The 24,247-nt window shown below is 65.1% G+C and carries 20 protein-coding genes and 1 tRNA gene; 10 read left to right on the plus strand and 11 right to left on the minus strand.

Annotation, left to right across the window (positions count from 1 at the left end; translation table 11 throughout):
- The first annotated feature begins 90 nt into the window (after window positions 1–90).
- A complete protein-coding gene (locus tag SPHN_RS06435; protein ID WP_248522055.1) occupies window positions 91–3,168 on the plus strand; it encodes a TonB-dependent receptor in 3,078 nt (1,025 codons plus the stop codon).
- Between the two features lie 247 nt (window positions 3,169–3,415).
- Here the strand turns inward: SPHN_RS06435 and fghA are convergent, their stop codons facing one another.
- From fghA to SPHN_RS06450, 3 genes are read right to left on the minus strand one after another with little or no spacing between them, the layout of a single operon-like run.
- Window positions 3,416–4,249, minus strand: a complete 834-nt coding sequence (gene fghA / locus SPHN_RS06440; RefSeq protein ID WP_248522058.1) for an S-formylglutathione hydrolase — start codon at window positions 4,247–4,249, stop codon at window positions 3,416–3,418.
- Window positions 4,249–4,632 (minus strand): VOC family protein, encoded by a 384-nt coding sequence (locus tag SPHN_RS06445; protein WP_248522060.1) that lies wholly within the window; start codon window positions 4,630–4,632, stop codon window positions 4,249–4,251. The genes fghA and SPHN_RS06445 overlap by 1 nt, the downstream gene beginning before the upstream one ends.
- Before the next feature lie 11 nt (window positions 4,633–4,643).
- A complete protein-coding gene (locus SPHN_RS06450; protein ID WP_248522063.1) occupies window positions 4,644–5,750 on the minus strand; it encodes an S-(hydroxymethyl)glutathione dehydrogenase/class III alcohol dehydrogenase in 1,107 nt (368 codons plus the stop codon).
- 119 nt (window positions 5,751–5,869) lie between these two features.
- On the opposite strand from SPHN_RS06450, the gene SPHN_RS06455 reads away from it, so the two are divergent.
- The 3 genes from SPHN_RS06455 (at window position 5,870) to SPHN_RS06465 (ending at window position 6,664) form a co-directional block, all read left to right on the plus strand.
- Window positions 5,870–6,073, plus strand: a complete 204-nt coding sequence (locus SPHN_RS06455) for a DUF2945 domain-containing protein (RefSeq protein ID WP_248522066.1) — start codon at window positions 5,870–5,872, stop codon at window positions 6,071–6,073.
- Between the two features lie 47 nt (window positions 6,074–6,120).
- Window positions 6,121–6,381, plus strand: coding sequence for an SWIB/MDM2 domain-containing protein (locus SPHN_RS06460; RefSeq protein WP_056411383.1), 261 nt, complete (start codon window positions 6,121–6,123; stop codon window positions 6,379–6,381).
- Window positions 6,382–6,587: 206 nt separating this feature from the next.
- A tRNA-Arg gene (locus SPHN_RS06465) sits at window positions 6,588–6,664 on the plus strand.
- A gap of 61 nt (window positions 6,665–6,725) precedes the next feature.
- Here the strand turns inward: SPHN_RS06465 and SPHN_RS06470 are convergent.
- From SPHN_RS06470 to SPHN_RS06485, 4 genes are all read right to left on the minus strand, one after another.
- Window positions 6,726–7,157 (minus strand): DUF1178 family protein, encoded by a 432-nt coding sequence (locus SPHN_RS06470; protein WP_248522068.1) that lies wholly within the window; start codon window positions 7,155–7,157, stop codon window positions 6,726–6,728.
- Window positions 7,158–7,193: 36 nt separating this feature from the next.
- On the minus strand, window positions 7,194–8,021 hold the full coding sequence (locus tag SPHN_RS06475) for a carbon-nitrogen hydrolase family protein (RefSeq protein WP_248522071.1): 828 nt from the start codon (window positions 8,019–8,021) through the stop codon (window positions 7,194–7,196).
- Window positions 8,021–8,275: a glutaredoxin 3 gene (gene grxC, locus SPHN_RS06480; RefSeq protein ID WP_132735451.1), complete on the minus strand. Its 255-nt coding sequence runs from the start codon at window positions 8,273–8,275 to the stop codon at window positions 8,021–8,023. Before grxC ends, SPHN_RS06475 begins: the two co-directional genes overlap by 1 nt.
- An 87-nt stretch (window positions 8,276–8,362) precedes the next feature.
- Window positions 8,363–9,088, minus strand: a complete 726-nt coding sequence (locus tag SPHN_RS06485; protein WP_248522074.1) for a ComF family protein — start codon at window positions 9,086–9,088, stop codon at window positions 8,363–8,365.
- Between the two features lie 88 nt (window positions 9,089–9,176).
- On the opposite strand from SPHN_RS06485, the gene SPHN_RS06490 reads away from it, so the two are divergent.
- Window positions 9,177–10,019 carry a class I SAM-dependent methyltransferase gene (locus tag SPHN_RS06490; protein WP_248522077.1) on the plus strand — a complete coding sequence of 281 codons (843 nt, stop codon included), beginning with the start codon at window positions 9,177–9,179 and terminating at the stop codon, window positions 10,017–10,019.
- Here the strand turns inward: SPHN_RS06490 and SPHN_RS06495 are convergent, their stop codons facing one another.
- The 4 genes from SPHN_RS06495 to SPHN_RS06510 form a co-directional block, all read right to left on the minus strand.
- Window positions 10,020–10,412, minus strand: a complete 393-nt coding sequence (locus SPHN_RS06495; RefSeq protein ID WP_248522406.1) for a response regulator — start codon at window positions 10,410–10,412, stop codon at window positions 10,020–10,022. It abuts the gene before it with no gap.
- 64 nt (window positions 10,413–10,476) lie between these two features.
- The gene (locus SPHN_RS06500; protein WP_248522080.1) at window positions 10,477–12,945 is read right to left on the minus strand and encodes a sensor histidine kinase; all 2,469 of its coding nucleotides are present in this window, start codon (window positions 12,943–12,945) and stop codon (window positions 10,477–10,479) included.
- Between the two features lie 26 nt (window positions 12,946–12,971).
- Window positions 12,972–14,333, minus strand: a complete 1,362-nt coding sequence (locus SPHN_RS06505; protein ID WP_248522083.1) for a GGDEF domain-containing phosphodiesterase — start codon at window positions 14,331–14,333, stop codon at window positions 12,972–12,974.
- 635 nt (window positions 14,334–14,968) lie between these two features.
- Complete coding sequence (locus tag SPHN_RS06510; protein WP_349238469.1) at window positions 14,969–16,162, minus strand: acetyl-CoA C-acyltransferase; 1,194 nt, start codon at window positions 16,160–16,162, stop codon at window positions 14,969–14,971.
- Between the two features lie 88 nt (window positions 16,163–16,250).
- On the opposite strand from SPHN_RS06510, the gene SPHN_RS06515 reads away from it, so the two are divergent.
- The 5 genes from SPHN_RS06515 to SPHN_RS06535 all read left to right on the plus strand — a co-directional run bounded on the left by SPHN_RS06515 (window position 16,251) and on the right by SPHN_RS06535 (window position 24,215).
- Window positions 16,251–16,502: a hypothetical protein gene (locus SPHN_RS06515; RefSeq protein WP_248522086.1), complete on the plus strand. Its 252-nt coding sequence runs from the start codon at window positions 16,251–16,253 to the stop codon at window positions 16,500–16,502.
- Window positions 16,495–17,250: a prepilin peptidase gene (locus tag SPHN_RS06520; protein WP_248522088.1), complete on the plus strand. Its 756-nt coding sequence runs from the start codon at window positions 16,495–16,497 to the stop codon at window positions 17,248–17,250. Before SPHN_RS06515 ends, SPHN_RS06520 begins: the two co-directional genes overlap by 8 nt.
- Window positions 17,247–17,681 (plus strand): hypothetical protein, encoded by a 435-nt coding sequence (locus tag SPHN_RS06525; RefSeq protein WP_248522091.1) that lies wholly within the window; start codon window positions 17,247–17,249, stop codon window positions 17,679–17,681. The genes SPHN_RS06520 and SPHN_RS06525 overlap by 4 nt, the downstream gene beginning before the upstream one ends.
- A gap of 94 nt (window positions 17,682–17,775) precedes the next feature.
- Window positions 17,776–19,974, plus strand: coding sequence for an autotransporter assembly complex protein TamA (locus SPHN_RS06530; protein WP_248522094.1), 2,199 nt, complete (start codon window positions 17,776–17,778; stop codon window positions 19,972–19,974).
- Complete coding sequence (locus SPHN_RS06535) at window positions 19,974–24,215, plus strand: translocation/assembly module TamB domain-containing protein (RefSeq protein ID WP_248522096.1); 4,242 nt, start codon at window positions 19,974–19,976, stop codon at window positions 24,213–24,215. The genes SPHN_RS06530 and SPHN_RS06535 overlap by 1 nt, the downstream gene beginning before the upstream one ends.
- Window positions 24,216–24,247 lie beyond the last annotated feature (32 nt).

Genomic DNA, 24,247 nt, shown 5'->3' on the forward strand with positions numbered 1-24,247 from the left:
ACGATTGATTTTTTTAATCGTTACCTCGCCATACCTGAAAAACTAAATCGTGAATCGGCAAAGACCGGCACGATCGGGGAGAGGACTGCCATGGCTAAGTTCGAATTGCTCGCCGCTTCGGCGATGATACTCCTGTCGATTGCGCCGGCAATGGCGCAGACAGCCACCACAACATCGGCTGAAAACACCGCACCTACCAATGGGCCCGACCAGGAGGCCCCATCGACGCAAACCCCGCCGATGCCAACCCCGCCGACGCAGACCGCCCCGGTCGATACGCCGTCCAGCGCCTATGCAACGCAGGATATCGTGATTACCGCGCAACGCCAATCGCAGCGTCTGCAAGATGTTCCGATTGCTGTGAGCGCTTTTACCGCTGACACGATTTCCAAGCAGCAGATCGTCAATCCGAGCGCGCTCCAGCAGACGCTGCCGAACGTTACCTTCACCAAGACCAATTTCACCACGTCGAGCTTCACGATCCGCGGCATCGGCGATCTGTGCGTCGGCGCCACCTGCGACCAGGCGACCGCGATCCACGTCAACGACATGCCGTTGGTCACGACCCGGCTGTTCGAAAGCGAGTTCTTCGATCTCGAACGGATCGAGGTATTGCGCGGACCACAGGGCACGTTGTTCGGCCGCAACGCGACCTCGGGCGTGGTCAACTTCATCACCGCCAAACCCGATTTGTCCGGCATCCACGCCGCCGCCGAGGCCGAATACGGCAATTACGACTCGAAGCGCGTTCGGGCGATGGTCAACCTGCCTTTTACCGATACGCTCGGCATCCGCGTCGCAGGGACCTATCTCAACCGCGACGGGTATACCAAGAATACCTATGACGGCTCGAAGATCGACGGGCGCGATCTGTATTCGGTCCGCGGCACGCTGTCGTGGGAGCCGACCAGCGCCACGCGGGTCGACCTGATCGGCTATTATTTCCGCGAGAAGGACAACCGCAGCCGTATCCAGAAGCAGCTCTGCCACCGCGATCCGACCGGCATCCTCGGTTGCCTGCCAGATCGGCTTGCCAACGAGACGCCGAACGGCAATGCGACGCTGGCGGCGACGGTCGCCTCGACGCAGTATTTCGGGATTGCCGGCACGCAGCTCGGCCACCCCGAGATTGCCGCGATCGGCCTACAGAATCTCTACGCCGCCGACACTTATGCCGGCGTGGTCAATCCGCGCGATGTCCGCACCGTCCGGATCGATTCCAACCCGACCTATTTCGCCGAGGAAGAGCAATATACCGCCAAGATCTTCCATGATTTCGGCCCGGTCTCGTTCAACTTCACCGGCGGGTTCGCGCGCAACACCGTCGACAGCACGACCGACTTCAACCTTGCGGTCGAGAACCCCCTCGCCACAAATGTCGGGCTCAACACGCTCAACGCGATCGGCCGCCCCGGCGTCGTGATCCCGCTACCGGGTGGCGCGCTGGTCAACACAGGCTATCTCAACGGCGTACGCTCGGTGCTGATCCCCAACGGACCTGCCGGCGGCGTCTGCCAGTCGGGCGCCGACACCAACGGCGTCGGCGTGTTCGGCGGCAACGGCATCGGCTGTTACGCGCAGAGCCTCGACGTCGATCGCTCGCGCCAGGTGAACCGGCAATATTCCGCAGAAGCTCATATCGACAGCTCGTTCGACGGCATGTTCAACTTCCTGCTTGGCGGCATCTATGTCGACTCGCGCAGCCAGAACACCGACTATTTCGTCAACGCGTTCGGGCTCGATTACGCCTCGGGCGTGCTCGGCGCGGCAAGCTCGGCGGCGATCCCAGGCGTGAACGGCAACGCGTTCCTCGCGACACCATTTTATCGCAACGACAGCGACGATTTCCGCCTGAAATCCTACGGGATCTTCGGCGAGACGTATTTCGAGTTCAACCAGAAGCTGAAACTGACGCTCGGTCTGCGCTACAATAACGACAAGAAGGAGGTGAAGGCGCGTAACATCACGCTGAACGTGCTCACGCCGATCGGCGCCTCCAACATCACGCAGGGGCTGAACTACGCGACGACCGACTTCGATTCGACGCGCGCCGGCGTGCAGGAATATGCGCTCGATCGGGTCAGCTTCTCGCGGCTGACCGGCCGCGCGGTGATCGACTACCGTATCACGCCGGACAACCTGATCTACGCGTCCTATTCGCGCGGCTATAAGTCGGGCGGGATCAACCCGCCGCTGCCGGCGACCTTCTCGGTGCCGACGACCTTCGCTCCGGAGAAGATCGACTCGTTCGAGATCGGGTCGAAGAACACCTTCGGCAATGGCGCGTTGCGGCTGAACGTCACCGGCTTCTACTACAAGTACAAGCAGTTGCAGCTTAGCCGGATCGTCGCGCGGACCGCGGTCAACGACAATGTCGATGCCAATGTCTACGGCGTCGAGGCGGAGGCGATCCTCAGTCCGATCCCCGCATTCGTGGTGAACATGAACGCGAGCTACCTTCGCAGCGAAGTCTCGGCGGACAAGTTCCTGGTCAATCCGCGCGATCCGTCAGGCGGTCGCTCGGACGCGGTGATCATCAAGGATCTGCAAAGCGCTGCCAATTGCGCGGTCGTGCCGACCACCGCGGGCAACGTCGTCGGGTCGAACACCTATGTCGCAGCGGTCAACTCCGGGCTCGGGCTGCGTGCGCCAGTGGCGATCCCGTCGACCAACACCACCGGCGCGTACAGCCTGTGCTCGGTGCTGGCGTCGACCGCCGCCAATCCGTCCGCGCCGCTCCGCGCGTTGTTCGGCGTGTCGACCGGGGCACTGCCGTTCAGCGTCGTCGACGGCGTCGCCGTCAACATCCGCGGCGGCAAGTTGCCGCAGGCGCCGACCTATAAATTCTCGGCCGGCGCGCAGTACACGATCGATTTCGGCAGCGGCATGTCGTTGGTGCCGCGGGTGGATCTGAACTATACCGGTGGCTTCTCGGCTTCGATCTTCAACCAGTTGGTCGATCGGGTGCAGGGCTATGAAGTGATCAACGCGCAGGTGCAGCTGAACGGCGCCAAAGACCGCTGGTTCCTGCGCGGCTTCGTACAGAACCTGACCAACAACGATTCGATCACCGGTCAGGCGGTCGGCGACCAGTCGTCGGGGCTGTTCACGAACATCTTCACGATCGACCCGCGTCGGTACGGGATCGCAGCGGGGTTCAAGTTCTGAAAGGGCGTGCAGACTATCGCGCGATCCTGCCCTAGGCGGCGCGCGCGGAGATAGCGTGGTTCGCTAGCGGGGTTAGCGTCGTTCGCTGCACGATGAGATCCCAGCTTTCGCTGGGATGACGGGCGGGGTTTGGTGTGCTGGACAGTCACTCTCCCCCGTCAGCCCGTCACCCCATCATTCCGTCACCCCAGCGAAAGCTGGGGTCTCCCGCTTGGGAAGAGCCGTTCGCCACGCGGCAGATAGCAGCCTACCCCAGCCGCTCCGCATGCCACGCGACATGATCGGCCATGAAGGTCGAGATAAAATTGTAGCTGTGGTCGTACCCCGGCTGCATCCGCAGCGTCAGGTCGATCCCCGCCGCCTCGCACGCCGCCGCCAGCAACTCCGGCTTCAACTGCTCGATCAGGAAGCCATCCGCATCGCCCTGATCGACCAGAATCTCCGCCACCCGCGCGCCATCCTCGATCAGCGCACACGCATCGTACGCCCGCCACGCCGTCCGGTCAGATCCGAGATACCCGCCAAGCGCCTTCTCGCCCCACGCACAGCGTAGCGGCGACACGATCGGTGCGAACGCCGACACGCTCCTGAACCGATCGGGATTACGCAACCCGATCGTCAGCGCGCCATGGCCCCCCATCGAGTGTCCGAAGATCCCCTGCCGCGTCATGTCCGCCATCGGAAACTGCGCTGCGATCAGCGCGGGCAGCTCGTCCTCGACATAGGACCGCATCCGGAAGTTCTTCGCCCAGGGCTCCTCGGTCGCATCGACGTAGAACCCCGCGCCCTTGCCGAAGTCGTACGCGTCGTCATCCGGCACGTCATCGCCCCGCGGCGACGTATCCGGCGCAACCAGGATCACGCCGAGCTCAGCACACGCGCGCCGATACTCGCCCTTGTCCATCACGTTGGCGTGCGTGCACGTCAGCCCGGCCAGGAACCACAGCACCGGCAACCGCGCGCCTTCGTCATGCGGCGGCACATAGACCGCGAAGGTCATGTCGGTGCCGGTCGCGGTCGAGGCGTGGCGGTACACGCCCTGAATGCCGCCATACGCCTTGCTGGTGGAAACGGTCTCCATCACGCGACCCGGTGCAGCGCGCAGATCTTGTTCCCCGACGGATCGCGCAGATACGCAAGGTACAGCTTCCGCCCCCCGGTCGCTTCCCGGACGCCCGGGGGATCCTCACAAGCCGTCCCGCCGTGCGCCAGCCCCGCAGCATGCCAAGCATCGGCAGCCTGCGTCGAGGCGGCCGCGAACCCCATCGTGCTGCCGTTGCCGTGGCTCGCCGGCTGCCCGTCGATCGGCTTGGTCAGCAGGAAGCGCCCGCCGTCGTGCGCATAGACCACCCGCCCCCAGTCATCGACGACGCCCTCGGGTACGCCGAGCGCGCCCAGCGCCGCGTCGTAGAACGCCTTGGACGCCGCGATATCGTCGGCGCCGAGCATGATGTGCGTGAACATAAGCGCGCCCCTCAGTAGATCACGACGGAGCGGATGCTCTCGCCCGCGTGCATCAGGTCGAAGCCCTTGTTGATCTCGTCGAGCGTCAGGCGATGCGTGATCATCGGGTCGATCTCGATCATCCCGTTCATGTACCAGTCGACGATCTTCGGCGTATCGGTCCGCCCGCGCGCGCCGCCGAACGCGGTGCCGCGCCAGTTGCGCCCGGTGACGAGCTGGAACGGTCGCGTCGAGATCTCCTTGCCCGCCTCGGCCACGCCGATCACGATCGAGGTGCCCCAGCCGCGATGGCACGCCTCGAGCGCCTGCCGCATCACGGTCGTGTTGCCGGTCGCGTCGAACGTATAGTCCGCGCCGCCGTCGGTCAGCGCGACGATGTGCTGGACGATATCGCCGACATCCTTCGGGTTGGCGAAGTGCGTCATGCCAAAGCGCCGTCCCCATTCCTCACGGTCCGGATTGATATCGACACCGACGATCATCCCCGCGCCCGCAAGCCGCGCGCCCTGGATGACGTTGAGCCCGATCCCGCCAAGCCCGAACACGACGACCGTATCGCCCGGCTGGACCTTCGCCGTGTGCACCACCGCGCCAACCCCGGTCGTCACGCCGCAGCCGACGTAGCACGAGGTATCGAACGGCGCGTCGGTACGGATCTTGGCTACCGCGATCTCCGGCAACACCGTGAAGTTCGAGAAGGTCGAACAGCCCATGTAATGGAAGATCGGCTCGCCCTTGTAGCTGAACCGCGTCGTCCCGTCGGGCATCAGCCCTTTCCCTTGCGTCGCGCGGATCGCGGTGCAGAGGTTGGTCTTGCCGCTGAGGCACGACTTACACTGGCGGCACTCGGGGGTGTAGAGCGGGATGACGTGATCGCCGACCGCGACGCTGGTCACGCCCGCACCGATCTCGCGGACGATGCCGGCGCCCTCATGGCCCAGCACGCTCGGAAACAACCCTTCCGAATCAAGCCCGTCGAGCGTGTATGCGTCGGTATGACAGATGCCCGTCGCCATGATTTCGACGAGGACTTCGCCGAATTTCGGTCCTTCGAGGTCGAGTTCGACGATCTCGAGCGGTTTTTTTGCCTCGAAGGCAACGGCGGCGCGGGTCTTCATCGGTCGGTCTCCTTGATTGCCGCCCTGATGCCCCCCGAGCCCCGCCTCCGCAACCCGCAGCGGATGCAACCAATGCCGCGTTCCCGCGCTTGATCCTTGCTTATCAAGGAGATGCGACGATGAAGGATCCGAAGAAAGGCGACGAGGTCACCTGGAAATCGCACGGCGGCGAGGCGCACGGCACGGTCGAGAAAAAGCAGACCACCGACACGAAGATCAAGGGCCACGCCGTCAAGGCGTCCAAGGAGGAGCCGCAGTTCATCGTAAGGAGTGACAAGGGCGGCAAGGCAGCGCACAAGGCGGACGCGCTCACCAAGGCGTGACCACGCGCGCAGTGCCTAACGCACGCGCGCAACAGGAAGGAATGCTTATGGCTACAGCTCCCAAGACCGGCGGCATCCACGCCCCCGTCCAGCCCTCTCCCGAGCTCGGCGAGATCGTCGGCAACGACAAGCTGCCGCGCAGCGAAGTGATCAGCAAGGTGTGGGTCTACATCAAGGCCAACAACCTCCAGAACCCCGAGAACAAGCGCGAGATTCTGGCTGACGAGAAGCTGAAGAAGGTCTTCGGGCGTGACAAGTGCACGATGTTCGAGATGAACAAGTACATCTCGCAGCACGTCAAGGCCTAACCGCCGGCACTGCACGGCAAGCGGCGACGGGACATCGTGAACGGTACCCGTCGCCCTTGATCGTCTCGGATCGGCCGTTCGATGGTACGTGTTTTTCTCTCTTATCGGCCCGGCGTCATGCTGACCGAGCGGACGCAAACGCCGTTCTTGCAAAGTCTCTCCCGAGCTTGATCGTCCTACCCGACCGGCGTAATGCGCCAGCGGATGCCCCCGTAGCTCAGCCGGATAGAGCGACGGTTTCCTAAACCGTAGGCCGCGTGTTCAAATCTCGCCGGGGGCACCATCTCGCACGCCTGTCCACGACCGGCGCGGCGCCTGACTCTACCGGTTCAGGTTCCCCGGCGTCAGTTCAGCTTCTTTGGCGGCGCGACCGGCAATACCAGGGGTGCGACGGGTATTCCGTCCTCGATCAACGCCTTGGCCTCGGCGAGGCTGGCTTGACCATGGATCGTGGCGTGATCTTCCTCGCCGAAGTGCATGGCACGCGCGCGATCGGCAAATGCCGTACCGACCCATTCGGACGATTTCAACGCCTCCGCCTGTCTGGTCGCAAGTGCTTTCATAATCGACTTGACGGCGGCAGGGGTCGGCGAATCGGGCTTGCGATTGCCCTTGCTTGGGATCGCAGGTGCCATCACCGCTTTGATGACGGCGGCATCGTCGCAGATCGGGCACGTGATCTGACCGGACTTACGTTGTTCCTCGTAAGCGCCGCTCGACGCGAACCACGCCTCGAAGACGTGGCCGCCGCTGCATTTCAGATCGAACACGATCACCGCGCGGTCACCGCCGCATCGTCCGAGCCAGCACCATTATCGCACAATCGTGACCGGCGGGATCGCGCGACGATGCTTCAGCACCGGGATACGCGATCGGACCGCATCGATGCGGGCGGGATCGATCTCCGCGAAGCCAAGCCCCGCTGTCTCGCCCAAGTCCAGGATCACCTCGCCCCAGGGATCGACGACCAGCGAGTGACCATAAGTGGACCGGCCATCGGCATGCACCCCGGTCTGTGCCGCCGCGACGACATAGGCGCCAGCCTCGATCGCACGAGCGCGCAACAGGACCTGCCAGTGCGCGCTGCCGGTCGGTTGCGTGAACGCGGCAGGGACGGATAAGATCGTGGCGCCCGCGTCGCTGAGCGCCCGGTACAAGTCGGCGAAGCGCAGATCGTAGCAGATCGACGGGCCGAGCATGCCCGCGGGCGTGTCCACCACCACCGCCATCTCGCCACCGACATAGGCGGCAGACTCGCGCCAGCTCTCGCCAGTCGGCAGGTCGACGTCGAACAGGTGCAGCTTGTCGTACCGCGCCCGGATCGCACCTGCAGCGTCGATCACGAAGCCGCGATTGGCGTATTTGCCATCGGGCCGGCGCACCGCAAGCGATCCGAGATGAACCCAGATGCCCGCGTCGGCCGCCGCCGTGCGCACCGCAGCAAGCACCGGATCCTCGTCTTCGGCGACGATCGATCTGGCCCCGCGGGCCCGGTCGCGATCGATTAGACCCGACATCTCGGGCGTGAACAGCATCGCGGCGCCCTCGCGCCCCGCTGTCCGGATCGCATCGACCAGCGTGGCGGCATTGACCGCGGGATCGATCCCGCTGGTCATCTGGAGGACGCCGATCCGCGGCATCAGGCGAGCAGCGGGTCGAGGCCACCCTTCGCGTCGAGTGCCGCCAGATCGTCCGACCCGCCGATATGCTTACCGTCGATAAAAACCTGCGGCATGGTCATCCGACCACCCGACCGCTCGACCATCTCGGCCTTTTTCGGACCGCCCATGGTGACGTCGAACGTCTCCGGCTCGACGCCCTTGGACGCCAGGAGCTTCATCGCCCGCGAGCAATACGGGCAGAACTGCTTGATGTAGATTTCAACTTTAGCCATTGCGACGAAGTGTGGTCTTGCTCCCGCATTGTCAATCGGTTGGCGGCGATCCGTGACCTGCCGTCGGTTGCACTCGCTCAGCCGGCATCACGCGTCCTCATGGCCGGAAAGCACGCGCGCCCAGCACAGGATCGTGACGGATCTGGCGCCCGCGCGCAGCAGAACCCGCGTGCACGCGTCGGCGGTCGCGCCGCTCGTATAGATGTCGTCGACCAGTACGACCGCCCGTCCCCGCACGCGATCGGGCGCTTCGATCGCAAATGCGCCCGCGACCGCCTTGGCGCGTTGCCGGCCACCGAGGCCGCGCAGGATCATGGTGCGGCGCGACCGCGTTAACACGTCGCGATCGTGCGGAACCGCACCTAGGCGCACGAGTGCGTCCGCGATCAACCCCGCCTGATTGAAGCCCCGCGACCATAGCCGCCAGCGGTGCAGCGGGACCGCCACCAGCAGTTCGGTTTCGGCCGGCAGCAAGCGACGCATCCGCAACGCCATCGTTTCGGCAAAGGCGATCCGCCCGCCATATTTCAGGCGTAGCGCCAGTGCGCGCGCAACCGGGCCATACGCGACCGCGGCACGCACCCCCGCATGGCGTGGCGGATCGCGCAGGCAGTCTGCACAGCACGCGCCGTCGCCCCGGTCGAACGCGAACGGGACGTTGCAGGCGGCGCACCAGGGCGGCCCGAGAAAGCGCAAACTGCTCCAGCATGGTGCGCAGAACCGGTGATCCTCCGCGACCGGCAGGCCGCAACCCGCGCAGCGCGGTGGCAACGCGAAATCGACGACATGGCGAAGCGCGGCCGGCAGTTTCAAACAGAGCCCCTCGTCACCGCGACGCGTTTTTAGCGTCTGGTGGGTCGCGCCACTTGTCGCGGATGCCGGTGCACGGCACAAGCGCACCGTGTCAGACCAAGCCCCCGAGATTTTCGACCGCGTCGCGCGCCGCTACCGCCGGGATCGCGCCGCACCGGTTTTTGCCGAGCATGATTTCCTGCGCGCGACGATGCTCGACGGCATCGCCGAGCGGCTCGATGCGGTAACGCGGTCGTTCAGCGACGTTCTCGATCTGGGATGTTTCGATGCGGCCTTTCCCGCGCCGCCCGGTGCACGGGTCGCGCGGTGCGATCCGGGCTATGCGTTCGCCGCCGCCGCCGCCGGTGTGCAGGCGGACGAGGACCGCCTGCCGTTCGCGGATGCGTCGTTCGATCTGGTCGTCAGCGCCGGCGTGCTCGACCAGGTCGACGATCTGCCCGGCGCGCTGTCGCTGATCCGCCGGGTGTTGCGTCCGGACGGACTGTTCCTCGGTGCGTTCGTCGGCGCAGGGAGCCTGCCCGCCCTGCGGTCGGCGCTGCGGACCGCCGAAGTCGATCGTCCGGCGGCGCGGCTGCATCCGCAGGTCGACGTGCGCTCGGCCGGCGACCTGCTGATGCGCGCGGGCTTTGCCCTGCCGGTCGCGGATGTCGAGACGCTCGACGTCGGCTACCGCGATCTCGGGCGATTGCTGGGCGATCTGCGAGGGATGGCTGCGAGCAACATGCTCAAGCAGCGCCAGCCCATGTCGCGCGGGATCTTCGGGCGGACGCTGGGCGCCTTCGCATCGGCGGCCGACGATCGCGGCCGGACGCATGAAAAATTCCAGATCGTCTTCCTGACCGGCTGGTCGCCAGATCCTTCGCAGCCCAAGCCGGCGCGACGCGGCAGCGCGACCGCATCGATGACCGACGCGCTTAAAATCAAGCCGTAACTAGCTGATCATTCCTTCGCCCTCGGCATCGCGCGCGAGGATGCGTCCCATCGCGTCGAACAGCGAATCCATCGCCACGGGTTTGAAGATCACGTCGTCCGCGCCTGCGACCATGCAGCGCTGGCGCAGATCGGGCGCGATATCGGCCGTCACGACGATGATCGGCACGCGCCCCTTGGCATCGTTGCGCGCGCGAATGTGCTTGATCGCGGTCACCCCGTCCATGCCGGGCATCCGCAGATCGACCAGGATGATCGCGAAATCCTGTTCTTCGATGATTTCCAGGCCCCGTTCGGCACTTTCCGCCTCGACCATCGTCACACCGGCGACATCCAGCATGTCCTTGACGACGCGCCGATTCATCCGGTCGTCCTCGATGAAGAGGACGTTCACCATCGCCTCGTCGAGAGCAGGACTGGCGAGGGAAATGCGGCGGACATAATCGTGCATCTACGCTCTATGCAGCGTCCGACACAAGGACAGGATGTACGGCTTTTCGGGGCGTCGGTTCGCCGTAGATCGCGCGGATCAACGCGGCTCCGCTGACCGGCTTCGCAATAACCCTGGTGACGCCCGTCGCGAGCAATTCGTCCTCTTCCTGCCGTGCCGAAACCGGCCATAACAGGCTCGTTTCTGCAGGGGGCGCCCCGGAACATGCCAGCCGTGCCGCGTCGGCGAGGCGTCGGAGATCGGCCAGCGGATCACGGCCCAGCCGGACCGTGGCGTCGTCGATCAAAACGTGCGCGACCATGCCATCACCTAGACGCGTAACGGCCTCGTCGATCGATCCGGCAAAGGCGATCATCCCGGTATGCGGCGCGAGCAGGGCCTTGAACATGCTGCGCGTGATCGGATTGCGATCGACGACCAGCGTCACCACGCCGTCATTCTCGACCGGAGCCGCAGCCTGGGCGGCGCGGGCCGCGCGAACGAAGGGCAGCGCCAGGGTGAAGGTCGTGCCCTGCCCCTCGACGCTGGCGACCGATACATCGCCGCCCATCGCCCGAGCGAGGTTGCGGCAGATCGCCAACCCCAGCCCGGTCCCGCCGAATTGACGGGTCGTCCCGGCATCGGCTTGCGCGAAGGACTCGAAAATCTGTTCCAGCTTGTCGGCGGGGATGCCGATCCCGGAATCGGTCACCGCGATCTCCAACCGACCGTTGCCCCCGACATCGACCGCAAGCACGACTCGGCCCCGCTTGGTGAACTTCAGCGCGTTGGACAGCAGGTTGAAGACGATCTGCCGAATACGCGCGGCGTCGCCGACGATCATTGCGGGGCAACCCTTGAGATCGACCTCGAACGACAAACCCTTGCTGCGAGCCTGCTCGTCCCACATCCGCGTCGCATCCATCACCGTCGCGCAGAGATCGAACGGCACGGCCTCGATCGTCAGGTTGCCGGTTTCCATCTTCGCGACATCGAGAATATCGTCGACCAAGGCGCGCATGGTCAGCCCGGCACCATGGACGACATCCAGCCGATCGCGCAGCAGCGGCGACAATCCGCCATCGGCGAGCATCACCTGGGTCATGCCGAGGATGCCGTTCAGCGGCGTGCGAATCTCATGGCTGGTCGTCGCGAGGAATTCGGTCTTGGCGGCCAATGCCTTGCCGAGCGCGCTGTTGGTGATCGCCAGGTCCGCGTTCACGGCCCGTACCTTGTTGCGGCTGCGTCGGATCGTGAACAGACCGATCGCCAGCAACGCGATGACGATCGCGACGGCCACCGCCACCCCGAGAAAGACATAGCGCTGGGTCTGTACCCGCGCTCGCTCGAACGCGATGCCCCGACGCAGTTCGTCAGCCCGTAGCTGGCTGATCTTGAGTTCCTGGTTCGCGAAGTCGAACCGCGCGGCCATCAGCGCCGACTTGGTACTGGTCGCAACCTTCGTCGCGTCGTCGTCGATCCGCTTCAGCGCTTGCAGGTGGACGAGCGCCGACTTGGGATCATTCGCCGCAACAAACACGTCGTAGGCCGTCTCGTGAAGATCCTTGGGCGATATACTCGTTCCCTTGGGCCCCAGGTCCGCCAACGCCTTGGTGATGAGGGTCACGGCCCGCGGAATTTGTCGGCGTTGCAACGCCAGCTGCGCCGAAATCGCAATGATGCCCGCCCTCAACCCGGACGTTTCACGGTCCGCCGTCAGCAAAAGGCCTTCCCGAATTGACTGCTCCGCCTCCGTCATATTTCCCGACGACAATTGCAGCAAGGCAAGGTTTGCATAGATCTGCGCCACCAGAGGAGCACTTTTAAGCTCCTTGGCTAAGGACAAAGCTATTTTGAATTCGGCAAGAGCCTGCGTATACTGCTTGAGCTCACCGAACGCCGTCGCACGATTATTGTATACGGACACGGAAAGGCTTGGGTCCGTCCGATATATTTCGATGGCCTGATCATAGTATTTGAGCGCCGTATTCTGATCCATCGCCTCGGTATACAACCACGCGATGAAGATCAGCGCCATGGCCTGTCCTCGATTATCCCCCATTTTACGATAGCGCGCAAAAGCCGTCTGATAGTCGGTCAACGCCGCGCCGGCACGTCCCTGGGCGCTTTCGGCCCCACCACGCGATAGCAAGATGTCCGCGTACAGCTTGGATTGCGGGGCCTGCGCGGCGGCCTTGGCCAACGCCCCGCCGATCAGTAATCGCGCTTTCTCGGGGTTGCCGATGCGGAGATAGGCTTCTCCTTGCAGCCACTGGGCGGTGGCCGTCGAAATATCGCGGGTGCCGGGATCGCGAATCGATGCAGCGATAGCCTCTGCGGACGCCGCCTTCGACCGGGCCTCCTCCGAATCGATCAACATCGCGGCTTTCGCATCGGCTATAGTCCGATCGAACCGCCCTTCCGCGGACGATTTCGCGGTCTGTGCAACGCTGGGCTGGTTAACGCCAAGGCCGAGAAGCAGGACATTGGCGGCCATTCCGATCCAGAAGGCCACCCGCCGGCTCAACCGCGCTTCCACACGGTCGCAAGCCGATTGAACGGCGCACGCACGTCCGCAGCGATAGCGAGGTGCTTTTCGTCTGTGAGAAAGGGGATCAGCGCGTCGAGATTGATCGGGCGGCTGATCAGGAACCCCTGGATCATGTCGCACCCCATGACCGACAGCAACGCCATGGCCGCCGGCGTCTCGACGCCTTCGGCAACCACTTCCATTTCGAGTGCATGGGCAAGGTCGATCGTCGAGCGCACGATCAACGGGTCGCGGTTCGAACTGGTGAGTTGCGTGACGAACAGCTTGTCGATCTTCAGTTCGCGCGCCGGCAACTGCTTGAGATAGGCCAGCGACGACAAGCCAGCGCCATAATCGTCGATCGCGATCACGATGCCGATGTCGGCAAAGATCTTGAGGTTTGCGATCGCGCTTTCGGGATCGCGGATGACCGAGGTCTCGGTGATCTCGAACCCTAGCCGTGCGCCGCTGGCTTCGATCAGCGCGCAGACCGTTCGGACGAACCGGGCATCGGCCAGCAGAACGCCCGCAATATTGATAAATATCCGCAGGTCGTGGCCATTGGCAGCAAGTGTCTTCTGGTCGCGAATGGAACGGCGAATGGTCCACAGGGTGAGCGCGACGATATCACGTGATTCCTCCGCGATCGGAATGAAATCGCTCGGCAATACCAAGCCTCTTATGGGATGGTTCCAGCGCACGAGCGCCTCGACGCTGGTGATCTCCTGCCGCCTGAGATGCACCTTCGGCTGATACTGAAGAAAAAGCTGATCGGTATTGATCGCGATCGTCAGGTCGCTCGCCAATTGCGCCCGATCGACGGACTCGGCGCCCGCGCTCACGTCGCGTGCTACGGCGACCCGCTCGCTGCGCGCATCTGCCAAGGCGCGCTCGGCTTCCTCGATCAGCTGAACCTCATCGCGCGCGCCGATCGTTGGCCCGGCCGACGCGCCGAACTGAACGTGCACCCTATGCGATTCGCCATCGAGATCGAACGGCAGGTCCAGCGCGGTCTCGAGTGCAGTGATCGCCATGTCCAGCGCCAGCCGCGCCTCGCTCTCGAATGCGATTTCGACCATGTCGCGGCCCGCAATGACAATCCGCGCGTCGGGCAACACCGCACTGATGCGGGCCGCTACGTCGACGATCAGCGTGTCGACACGGGGCCGCCCGAGGTGCCGGCGGAGCACACCGAAATTCTCGATCTCCGCCAGGATCAGGAATTGCCAACCGATCGGTCGTTGAAAATGCCCGGGAACCCCGCCGCCGCCAACCTGTGAAATGGGGCTGAGCGAGCCAAGCGGGACGTCCGCTTGAACGCGGTTAGCGAAGTGCGACTGCGGAAACTCCCTCATACCTCCCGGATATCCGACACGCATAAACATTGTCTTAAGTAGAGCCGGCCGAGTGCTTCAGAAATCATGGTTAACAATTTACAAAAATCATTGTTTAACGTTTCGTTATCCATTATGCCGAATTCGCACCCGGTCGGGTGTCAATAAGGGAGCATAAAACATGCTGAATCTCATCATTTCGCTGATCTACAGCGGCATTCGCCCCTGGTGAATGCCATGTCGGCTCGGTTAACGCTGTTCGTCCGTATGCGGCGAACACGTGGACCGAGCCGACACTTCATGTCGGATGAATAGCGCGGCACACCGAATCGCACGTTGCTTGCGGACCGGAGCCGAGACCCTGATTGGGCAGTAACACTGCTGTAACATTAGCGCGGAGCGTTCGATCATCAGGCTCGCAGCCGATGTCGGACTCGCGATACCGCCCTCGGCATACCGCGTACGAAACGGTATCCGCGTCCAGAAAATGCAGATGTGAGCGCGCGTCAGGCGCAACTCCGCCTTGCTCGGACCGAGCACCGAGCGAAGCGGTGGCGTTTGCAAAGACAGTGTGATTTGACGGGATGCCGGAGACCGGCTCGGTCGTCAGCCTCTACGGGGAGAGAGCGAGCCCCCTCCCCCTGGTCATTTGCGACTTAGTTCATCAGCTCCACCGCCATCGCGGTCGCTTCGCCGCCGCCGATGCAGAGCGAGGCAAGCCCGCGCTTCTGGCCGGTGGTTTCCAGCGCCGACAGCAATGTCGCGAGGATGCGCGCGCCGCTTGCGCCGATCGGATGGCCGAGCGCGCACGCGCCGCCGTGAATGTTCACCTTGTCATGCGGCAGGCCAAGGTCGCGCATCGCGATCATCGCGACTACGGCAAACGCTTCGTTGACCTCGAACAGGTCGATGTCCGACGCGGACCAGCCAGCCTTCTCCATCGCTTTCCGCATCGCGAACACCGGCGCGGTCGTGAATAACGCCGGTGCGTGGGCATGCGCGGCATGCGCCACGACGCGCGCGATCGGCTTGTGCCCAAGCCGTTCCGCGACGCTCATACGCGTCATCACCAGCGCGGCGGCACCGTCGGAGATCGACGAGGCGTTGGCGGCGGTGATCGTACCGTCCTTCGAGAAGGCAGGCTTCAGCGTCGGAATCTTGGCGACATCACCCTTGGCTGGCTGTTCGTCGAGCGAGACGGTCGTGGTGCCCTTGCGGCCTGCAATATCGACGGAGACGATCTCGCGGTCGAACGCGCCGGACTTCTGCGCGCGCTGGGCGCGGTGAAGCGACTCGATCGCGTAGTCGTCCATCTGCGCGCGCGTGAACTGGTATTCGTGCGCAGTGTCCTCGGCGAAATTGCCCATCAGCTTGCCGGGTTCGTACGCATCCTCGAGCCCGTCGAGATACATATGATCGTACATCCGGTCATGGCCGATCCGCGCGCCGCCACGGTGGCTCTTCGAGAGGTACGGCGCATTGGTCATGCTCTCCATGCCGCCCGCGACGAGCAGGTCGACCGACCCGGCCGCCAGCGCATCCGCGGCGAGGATCGCCGCCTGCATGCCCGATCCGCACATCTTGTTGACGGTCGTCGCCTCGACATGATCGCCGAGCCCCGCGTTGATCGCGGCCTGTCGCGCAGGCGCCTGGCCAAGCCCGGCGGGGAGCACGCAGCCCAAGTAGATCCGCTCGATCTCGGCAGCCGATACGCCCGACCGCTCTACCGCACCGCGCACCGCGTCGGCGCCAAGCTGCGTCGCTGTCGCGCCGGAGAGCGCGCCTTGGAACGAACCCATCGGCGTGCGCGCGTAGGACAGGATGACGATGGGATCTCGATCGACGGCCACTTCAGCTCTCCATGTATTTTTCTGCCCCGTATCTGGGGTTGATGTGCGGCAATACAAAGCACGGGCGGACGCGCCTAGACCCGTCTGCATGGAAACCCTCATCACGACGCTCAAATGGTGTGCCGCCGCGTCGGGGGTGATCGCCGCGTTCATGGTATCGCTCGATTTCGGGCGGCGCGTGACGGGGTGGGGGTTCGTGCTGTTCGTCGGCTCGTCGGTCGCGTGGCTGAGCGGTGCGGCCTTGACCGGGGACTGGGCGCTGGGCACGCAGAACATCGTGTTGTTCGGGATCAACCTCCTCGGCGTGTATCGCTACCTGGTGCGGAAAACGGGTGTCTGAGGCGGCATTCTGGGCGGCGTCGCTGGGCGTGCTAGGCGCGATCATCGGCAGCTTCGTTGCGGCGCTGGTGACGCGCTGGCCCGAGGGGCGATCCGTCACACAGGGGCGCTCGGCCTGCGATGCGTGCGGGAGAACGTTACGCGCGATCGACCTGGTGCCGCTGCTCAGTGCACTTGTCCTTCGGGGACGCTGTCGCTCGTGCCGCACACCGATCAGCCCCGTCCACTGGCGGATCGAACTGGCCGGGCTGGCGATCGGCGTCGCGGCGGGGCTCGTCGTGCCGGGACCCATCGGGATCGCAGGCGCGGTCTTCGGCTGGCTGCTGCTGGCGCTCGCCAGTCTCGATCTCGTCGCGTTCTGGCTGCCCGATCGGTTGACCCTGCTGCTTGCCGCGACCGGATTGGCGAGTGCGGCGTTGGGCATCGATCCGCCGCTATCCGAGCGATTGATCGGTGGCATCGCCGGGTTCGGTACGTTGTGGCTGGTCGCGTTCGGCTATCGACGCATACGTGGACGCGACGGCATGGGCGGCGGCGATCCGAAGCTGTTCGGCGCAATCGGGTTGTGGCTCGGATGGCAGATGTTGCCCGCCGTCCTGTTGATCGCGAGCATGATCGGGCTCGGCGTCGTGCTCTCCGCGCATCTCAAGGGACGCAGCATGGCGGCGGACACCGCGCTTCCGTTCGGCGCGTTGCTGGCGATCGCGGGTTATCCCGCGTGGCTGTTCATGATAGGCCTGACGCCATGATATCGCTCGCTCTTATGCTCGCGTTGCAAGCCGCGACGCCTGCGCCAACTGCAAACCCAGGTCCGGGCCCGCTCGGCGCGATCGGCAAGCAGAAGCTTCCCGCCAAGGGGTGCGCCGCGTATCTGTGGAGCATGGACGCCGGCCGCCAACTCGTTGCGATGGCTACCGCCGACCCCGCTCAGATCCGCCTCGCGATCGACGGCAAGACGACCGACTATGCGATGGCGACCCAGTCACCCGCGATCGGCTTCGGCTTCGGCGGCGTCACGCAGTATCGCGGCGGCGACGTGACCGCGACGCTCGACATGGCGGTCGCCGTCCGCGCCGACATTTCCGCGGGCGCGACAGTCACGTCCGCGACGCTACGGATCGACCGCCCCGGACGTGATACCGTCGTCATGCCGGTCGGTGGCCTAATCGGCTGTGTCTGATCTGAATTCTGGTGAAACCAAGCCGTCCTCCGTGCGTTACGGTGACGAAGATGGGGGTGAATCGTACACGATTGCCGTCCGTAAAGGGGATCGTGTGACAGCTTCGAACAGCCGGCATCATTGGCTCGCTCTTGCGTTGGTAGCGTCGACAACGGGGTTTGCGGGTATCGGTTCCGCGCAGCTTGCCAAGCCGGGCACCGCCCCGGCCAAGGGTCCCGACGCGCCCAAGCCGAGCGATCAGCCGCAGTCCACCGACCCGCGCTCCGACGCGCCGATCGTTCCCGATGCCGAATTCGACAGCGCGCTGCCGCCGCTCAGCGGTGACCTGAATGCGCCGTTGGAAGCGATGGCGCCGCTGCCTGCTCCGTCAACCCAGGCACCTGCAACGCCCGCAACCGCGACGTCCCCCGCGACCACGATTGCGGGCGACGTCCTGCCGCCGACCGGTCCCAGCGATCCGCAACTCGCTCAACCGCTGACACCGCTGTCGAGCTTCGACACGACCCCGCTCCAGACTGCCGCGGATATCAAGGACAAGGACGCGCCTGAAATCCGCTACGAGACCGCGACCAAGGGTCTCGACAAGGCCGGCGACGGGCTCGAAGGCGAATACAAGGCGCTGTCCGCGCTCGCCGAAGGCAAGGGCAAGGCGGCGAACGCAACGCAGGTTGCGGCGCGCGCCCGCGAGGACGAGGCGCTCGCGGTGCGGTTGCTGAAGTCGCTCGGCTATTACGACGCCACCGCGATCTCGACGATCGAGACGATCCCCGATGCCGACACGACCAAGCCCGCGCGGCTGAAGGCGACTGTCAGCGCGCAGCCCGGCCGGCTCTATTCGCTGTCGTCGATTACCGTGAAGGCGGATCCGACGACGCCCCCGGATCTGGTCCGCACGCAATTGCCGCTCAAGGTCGGCGACCCGATCGAAGCGGCGCGCATCCAGGGCGCCGAGGCGAACGTCAGCCTGACGCTGCCGCAGCAGGGCTATCCGTTCGTCAAGGTCGGCGAGCGCGACATCCTGCTCGACGACCAGACCCCGACCGGTGCGTACACCTTACCCGTCGACACGGGTCCACGCTCATCGTTCGGACAGTTGCGGACCGAAGGCGATCCGGTCTTCAATCTCGAGCATCTGAGCCTGTTCCCGCGGTTCAAGGCGGGCGAACTCTACGACAACCGCATGACCGACGACCTGCGCGATGCGCTGGTGGCGACGTCGCAGTTCTCGACCGTGTCGGTGGAGCCGGTCCGCACCGGCACGATCAATCCCGACGGGACCGAACAGGTCGACCTGCTGGTCCGTCAGAGCGAGGGCAAGCCGCGCTCGCTCGGCGGCAATGTCGGTTTCTCGACCGGACAGGGCTTCCGCGCCGAAGGCACGTGGCAGCACCGCAACCTGTTCCCGTACGAGGGCGCGCTGATCGGATCGGTCATAGCGGGTACGCAGGAACAGGGCGTGTCGGGCACGTTCCGCCGCGCCAACGCCGGTAAGCGCGACAGGACGTTCAGCCTGACCGCCGGCGCGAACCATTCGAATTACGACGCCTATGACGCGTTCACGACCAGCGTCGGCGTCCGCTGGAGCTACGATTCCACACCGATCTGGCAGAAGCCGCTGACCTATTATTACGGCGGCGAACTCGTCGGCACGAACGAAAGCGTCTACGACTTCGCGCAAGGCAGGGACGTCCGCCGCACCTACGGCATCGTCGCGCTGCCGGGCCAGGTTCGGTTCGATCGCTCGGACAATCTGCTCAACCCGACCAAGGGCTATCGCCTGACGCTCAACCTCAGCCCCGAAACATCGGTGCAGGGGTCGGTGAAGCCGTACATCCGGACGATGATCGAGGGGACGTTCTATTACCCCGTCTCCAGCAGCATCGTGATTGCCGGACGTGCCAAGGCCGGCTCGATACAGGGCGTCGGCCGCGACGACCTGGCGCCATCGCGGCGTTATTATGGTGGCGGCGGCGGATCGGTACGCGGCTATGGCTATCAGCGGCTCGGGCCGTTCGATCCCAACGGCAACCCGGTCGGTGGCCGCTCGCTCAACGAATTCGCGCTCGAAGCCCGCTACCGGTTCGGCGATTTCGGCATCGTGCCGTTCATCGACGCCGGCAACAGCTACGAGAGCAGCACGCCGAACATGTCGTCGCTACGCTACGGCGCCGGCATCGGCGGGCGTTTCTACACCAGCTTCGGCCCGATGCGGTTCGACGTCGCGACCCCGCTGAACCCCCGCGAGGGTGACGGCAAGATCGCCCTCTACATCTCGATCGGGCAGGCATTCTAATGGCCGAAAACGGCACTCCACACGTCGAGACGACGCACGAAACGATCGTCGTCGAACGACGCCCGCTGTGGCAGTGCATCCTGAAGTGGCTCGCGATCCTGGTCGTGAGCCTGCTCGCGCTCGTGCTGATCGTGCTGTTCGGGATCAACACTGATCCGGGCCGGCGGCTCGTCGCGGACCAGATCGGCGGCTACACCACTGCGTCGGGGCTGAACATCAAGGTCGGCCGGATCGACGGTTCGATCTACGGCGCAATGACGCTCAGCGACGTGCGCGTGTCGGACCCCGAGGGCGTGTTCCTGACGAGCCCGAAGCTTGCCGTCGACTGGCGTCCGTTCGCATTCGCCAGCAATCATGTCGACGTGCGCTCGCTGACGACGCCGCTCGTCACTTTGCAGCGCCGCCCGGTGCTGAACGCGACGCCGACCGATCCGAACGCGCCGCTGCTCCCTGATCTCGATATCGACGTGAACCGGCTGGTGATCGATCGCTTCCTGATCGCCAAGCCGGTGACCGGCCAGACGCATATCGTGAAGATCGACGGCGCGGTGCATATCGCCGACAAGCGCGCGCAGTTGACGACCAACGCGACCGCGTTGACCGGCCCCGGCATCGCTGGCGGCGACCGCCTCGTCCTGAAGCTTGATGCCGTGCCAGAGCAGAACAAGCTCGACGTCAATGTAAAGCTGACCGCACCGGTCCGCGGCCTCGTATCGACGATGGGGTCGTTCAAGGCGCCATTGACCGCGACCGTGGATGGCCGCGGTAGCTGGGCTTCGTGGCAGGGTCGCGCGGTTGCGACGCTCGGCGGCGGGCAGTTGGCGAACCTCGGGCTGACCGCCAAGAACGGCCACATCGAAGTGCGCGGTTCGACGCGTCCCGGCCTGTACCTCGAAGGTCCGGTCGAGCGCCTCACCGCGCCGCAGCTCGACGTCGCGATCGACACCACGCTGAACGACCGCAAGGCCGACACGCGGATGACTCTGAAGTCGGACGCGCTCGCGGTCGATGCCGGCGGTCTGATCGATCTCGCCAACAGCCGGTTCGGCAATTTCGCGGTGAACGCGAAGCTGCTGACGCCCGGCGCGATCCTGCCGAACCTGCGCGGTCGCGACGTTACGGCGCGCGTCGTGCTCGACGGTGCGTTCGCGACGCCGACGGTCGACTACAAGGTCCGCGCGGCGACGATCGCGTTCGGCGACATGGGGGTGGAGAACCTCTACGCCGAAGGTCTCGCGCGCGTGAACTCGGACCGCATCTTGGTGCCGGTGAAGGCACGCGCACGTCGCGTGACCGGCCTGAACGCGGCAGTTGGCGGGCTCGCGACCAACGTCGCGATCGACGGCGATTTCGCGATCTCCGGCGTCAACGTCCTCTCCGACAATCTCAAGATCCGCTCTGACAAGATCGACGCGACCGCGGTGGTCGTCGCGAACATGTCCACAGGCCGCTACACGGGTGCGCTGAAGGGGCGGGTCAACAACTACCGCGTCGACGGGATCGGCATCGTCAACCTGACGACCGACGCGAAGCTGGTGCCCGGCCCGAATGGCGGTTTCGGCATCACCGGCCGCGTCGTCGCGCAGACGTCGCAAATCTTCAACGAAGGCGCGCGCAGCTTCCTCGGCGGCAACGCGATCGTCCGTTCGGACATCGGCTACAGCCCCGAAGGGATCGTCACCTTCCGCAATCTCCGGATGAACGCGCCACAATTCCGTGTCACGCGCGGCGAAGGGCGGTTCGACCCCGCCACCGGCACGGTGCTGGTCAACGCGGATGCGTATTCCACCGTCTATGGCCCGTTGTCTGCCCGCGTGACAGGTAGCGCGACGGCGCCGGTTGTGGTCCTTCGGGCGCCACGTCCGGGCGTCGGCGTCGGACTCGTCAACCTCAACGCGCGGATCGTCGGCCGCGGCGGCGCCTATGCCGTCACCGCGAGCGGCGGCACCAACTACGGTCCATTCACCGCCGACGTGCTGGTTACGCCGGGCACGCAGCTCGCGGTCGACGTGCGCCGCGTGGTGTTCGCCGGGATCACCGGTCGCGGCCGGATCGTGCAGACCGCCCCGGGCCCATTCGCGGGCGCGCTCCAGTTCGCCGGGCAGGGTCTGACGGGCAATGTCCGCCTCGCCAACCAGGGCGGATATCAGCGCGCCGACGTCGCCGCGCGCGCCAACGGTGCCAAGATCCCTGGCATGGTCGACTTCACCATCGGTCGCGCGATCGTCAACGCCACCGCGGTCATGACGCCGACACCACAGATCGTCGCCGACGCGCAGATCGCCGACATGCGCTATGGCGCGATCGTCCTCTCGGCGGCGCGCGCAAAGGTCAATTACGTCGGCGGCAACGGCACCGCGCAGGCTTTGCTGACGGGCTCGAACGGCGTGCCCTTCCGCCTCGCGGTCAACGCCAAGCTCAGCCCCAACAACTACCTCGTCGCGGCCCAGGGGCAGGCCAACGGCATCGACTTCCGCACCGTGAACCCGGCACGCATCCAGGCGGTGAAGGGCGAATATCGCCTGTCGCCGACCCGGATCGACTTCGGTGGCGCAGGCGGCGGTTCGGCGCGTCTCGCCGGCAGCTATGGCCGCGGCACGAACGCGCAGGTCCGGCTCGATCGCCTCGACCTGTCGACGCTGTCCGCACTCGTCCCGAACCTCGGCATCGGCGGCAAGGCGACCGGCAGCCTCGACTTCTCGCAGGCGAACTCGGCCGCGTTGCCGACCGCGGACGCTCGCGTGACCGTCAGCAACTTCACGCGGTCCGGCCTTGCCGCCGTCTCCGACCCGGTCGACATCGTATTCGCGGGGACACTCGGCGGCGACGGCGCGACCGGTCGTGCGCTGGTCCGTCGCGGGACGTCGGTGATCGGCCGGATGGTCGCCAACCTGCGGCCGTTGCCGGCCGGTAATGGCTCGTGGAGCACGCGCCTGATGGCCGCGCCGCTGTCGGGGGGCATTCGCTATAATGGCCCGTCCGCGGTGCTGTTCAGCTTTGCCGCGATCCCGAACCAGCAGCTGTCGGGGCCGATCGCGGTCGCCGCCGATTTCTCGGGGCGTCTCCAGGCGCCGCAGCTCAACGGCGTCGTCCGCGCTGACAATCTGACCTACGACAACGAGACCTATGGCACGCGCCTGTCGCAGATGCGGATCGCCGGTCGGTTCTCGAACACCGACCTGCAATTGACCCAGCTCAACGCGAAGGCCGGCGACGGTACCGTGCAGGCGCAGGGCAAGATCGGCTTTGCGGCGGACAGCGGCTTCCCGATCGACATCCGTGCGACGTTGAACAATGCACAGCTCGCCAAGAGCGATGCGATCAGTGCCACTACGACCGGCACGGTCCGCCTCACGCACGATCGCAACGGCGGACTGATCCAGGGCGATCTCCAGATCCCCGAGGCGCGCTATCAGATCATCCGCCAGGGCCAGGCCGAAGTCCCCGAACTGACCGGGGTACGGCGCAAGGGCGATGTGCGTACGCCGGTGTCGACCGATCGGTCGGAGGTGCCGAATGCCGGCTCGTTTAAGCTCGACCTCCGCGTCCGTGCGCCGAACCAGCTGTTCGTGTCGGGCATGGGCCTCGAATCCGAATGGGAGATGGACATGCGGATCGGCGGCACCTCCGCCGCGCCGATCGTGACCGGTGGTCTGGATATCGTCCGCGGAACCTATTCGTTCTCGGGCAAGCGGTTCGAGGTCACCAAGGGCCAGATCCGCTTCCGTGGCGGCGCGCTGACCGATCCGGATATCAACATCCAGGCGTCCACCACCACCAGCGACATCACCGTCATCATCAACGTGACGGGTACCGGCCAGCGTCCGCAGATCGCGTTCACCTCGACGCCGACGCTGCCGCAGGATGAAGTGCTCAGCCGCCTGTTGTTCGGATCCAGCCCGGCCAATCTGTCGGCGACCGAGGCGATCCAGCTGGCGTCGGCGCTGAACTCGCTGCGCGGGTCGGGCGGCGGCGGTCTCAATCCGCTCGGCAAGCTGCGCTCGGCGACCGGGTTCGACCGGTTGCGCGTGCTCGGCGCCGACGAGGCGACCGGCCGCGGCACCAGCCTCGCGGCGGGCAAGTACATCACGAAGAACGTTTATGTGGAGATCGTGACCGACGCGAAGGGCTTCACCTCGACGCAACTCGAGATCGCGCTGACGAGGGCGCTCAGCCTGTTGTCGGCCGCGGGATCGAGCGGCGGGCAGAGCGCCAGCGTCAAATACACGAAGGACTATTGAGTAAAGATCGCAACAGGATAGGTTCGGTTATG

Source organism: Sphingomonas faeni (genome assembly GCF_023195535.1).
Lineage (GTDB): Bacteria > Pseudomonadota > Alphaproteobacteria > Sphingomonadales > Sphingomonadaceae > Sphingomonas > Sphingomonas faeni_B.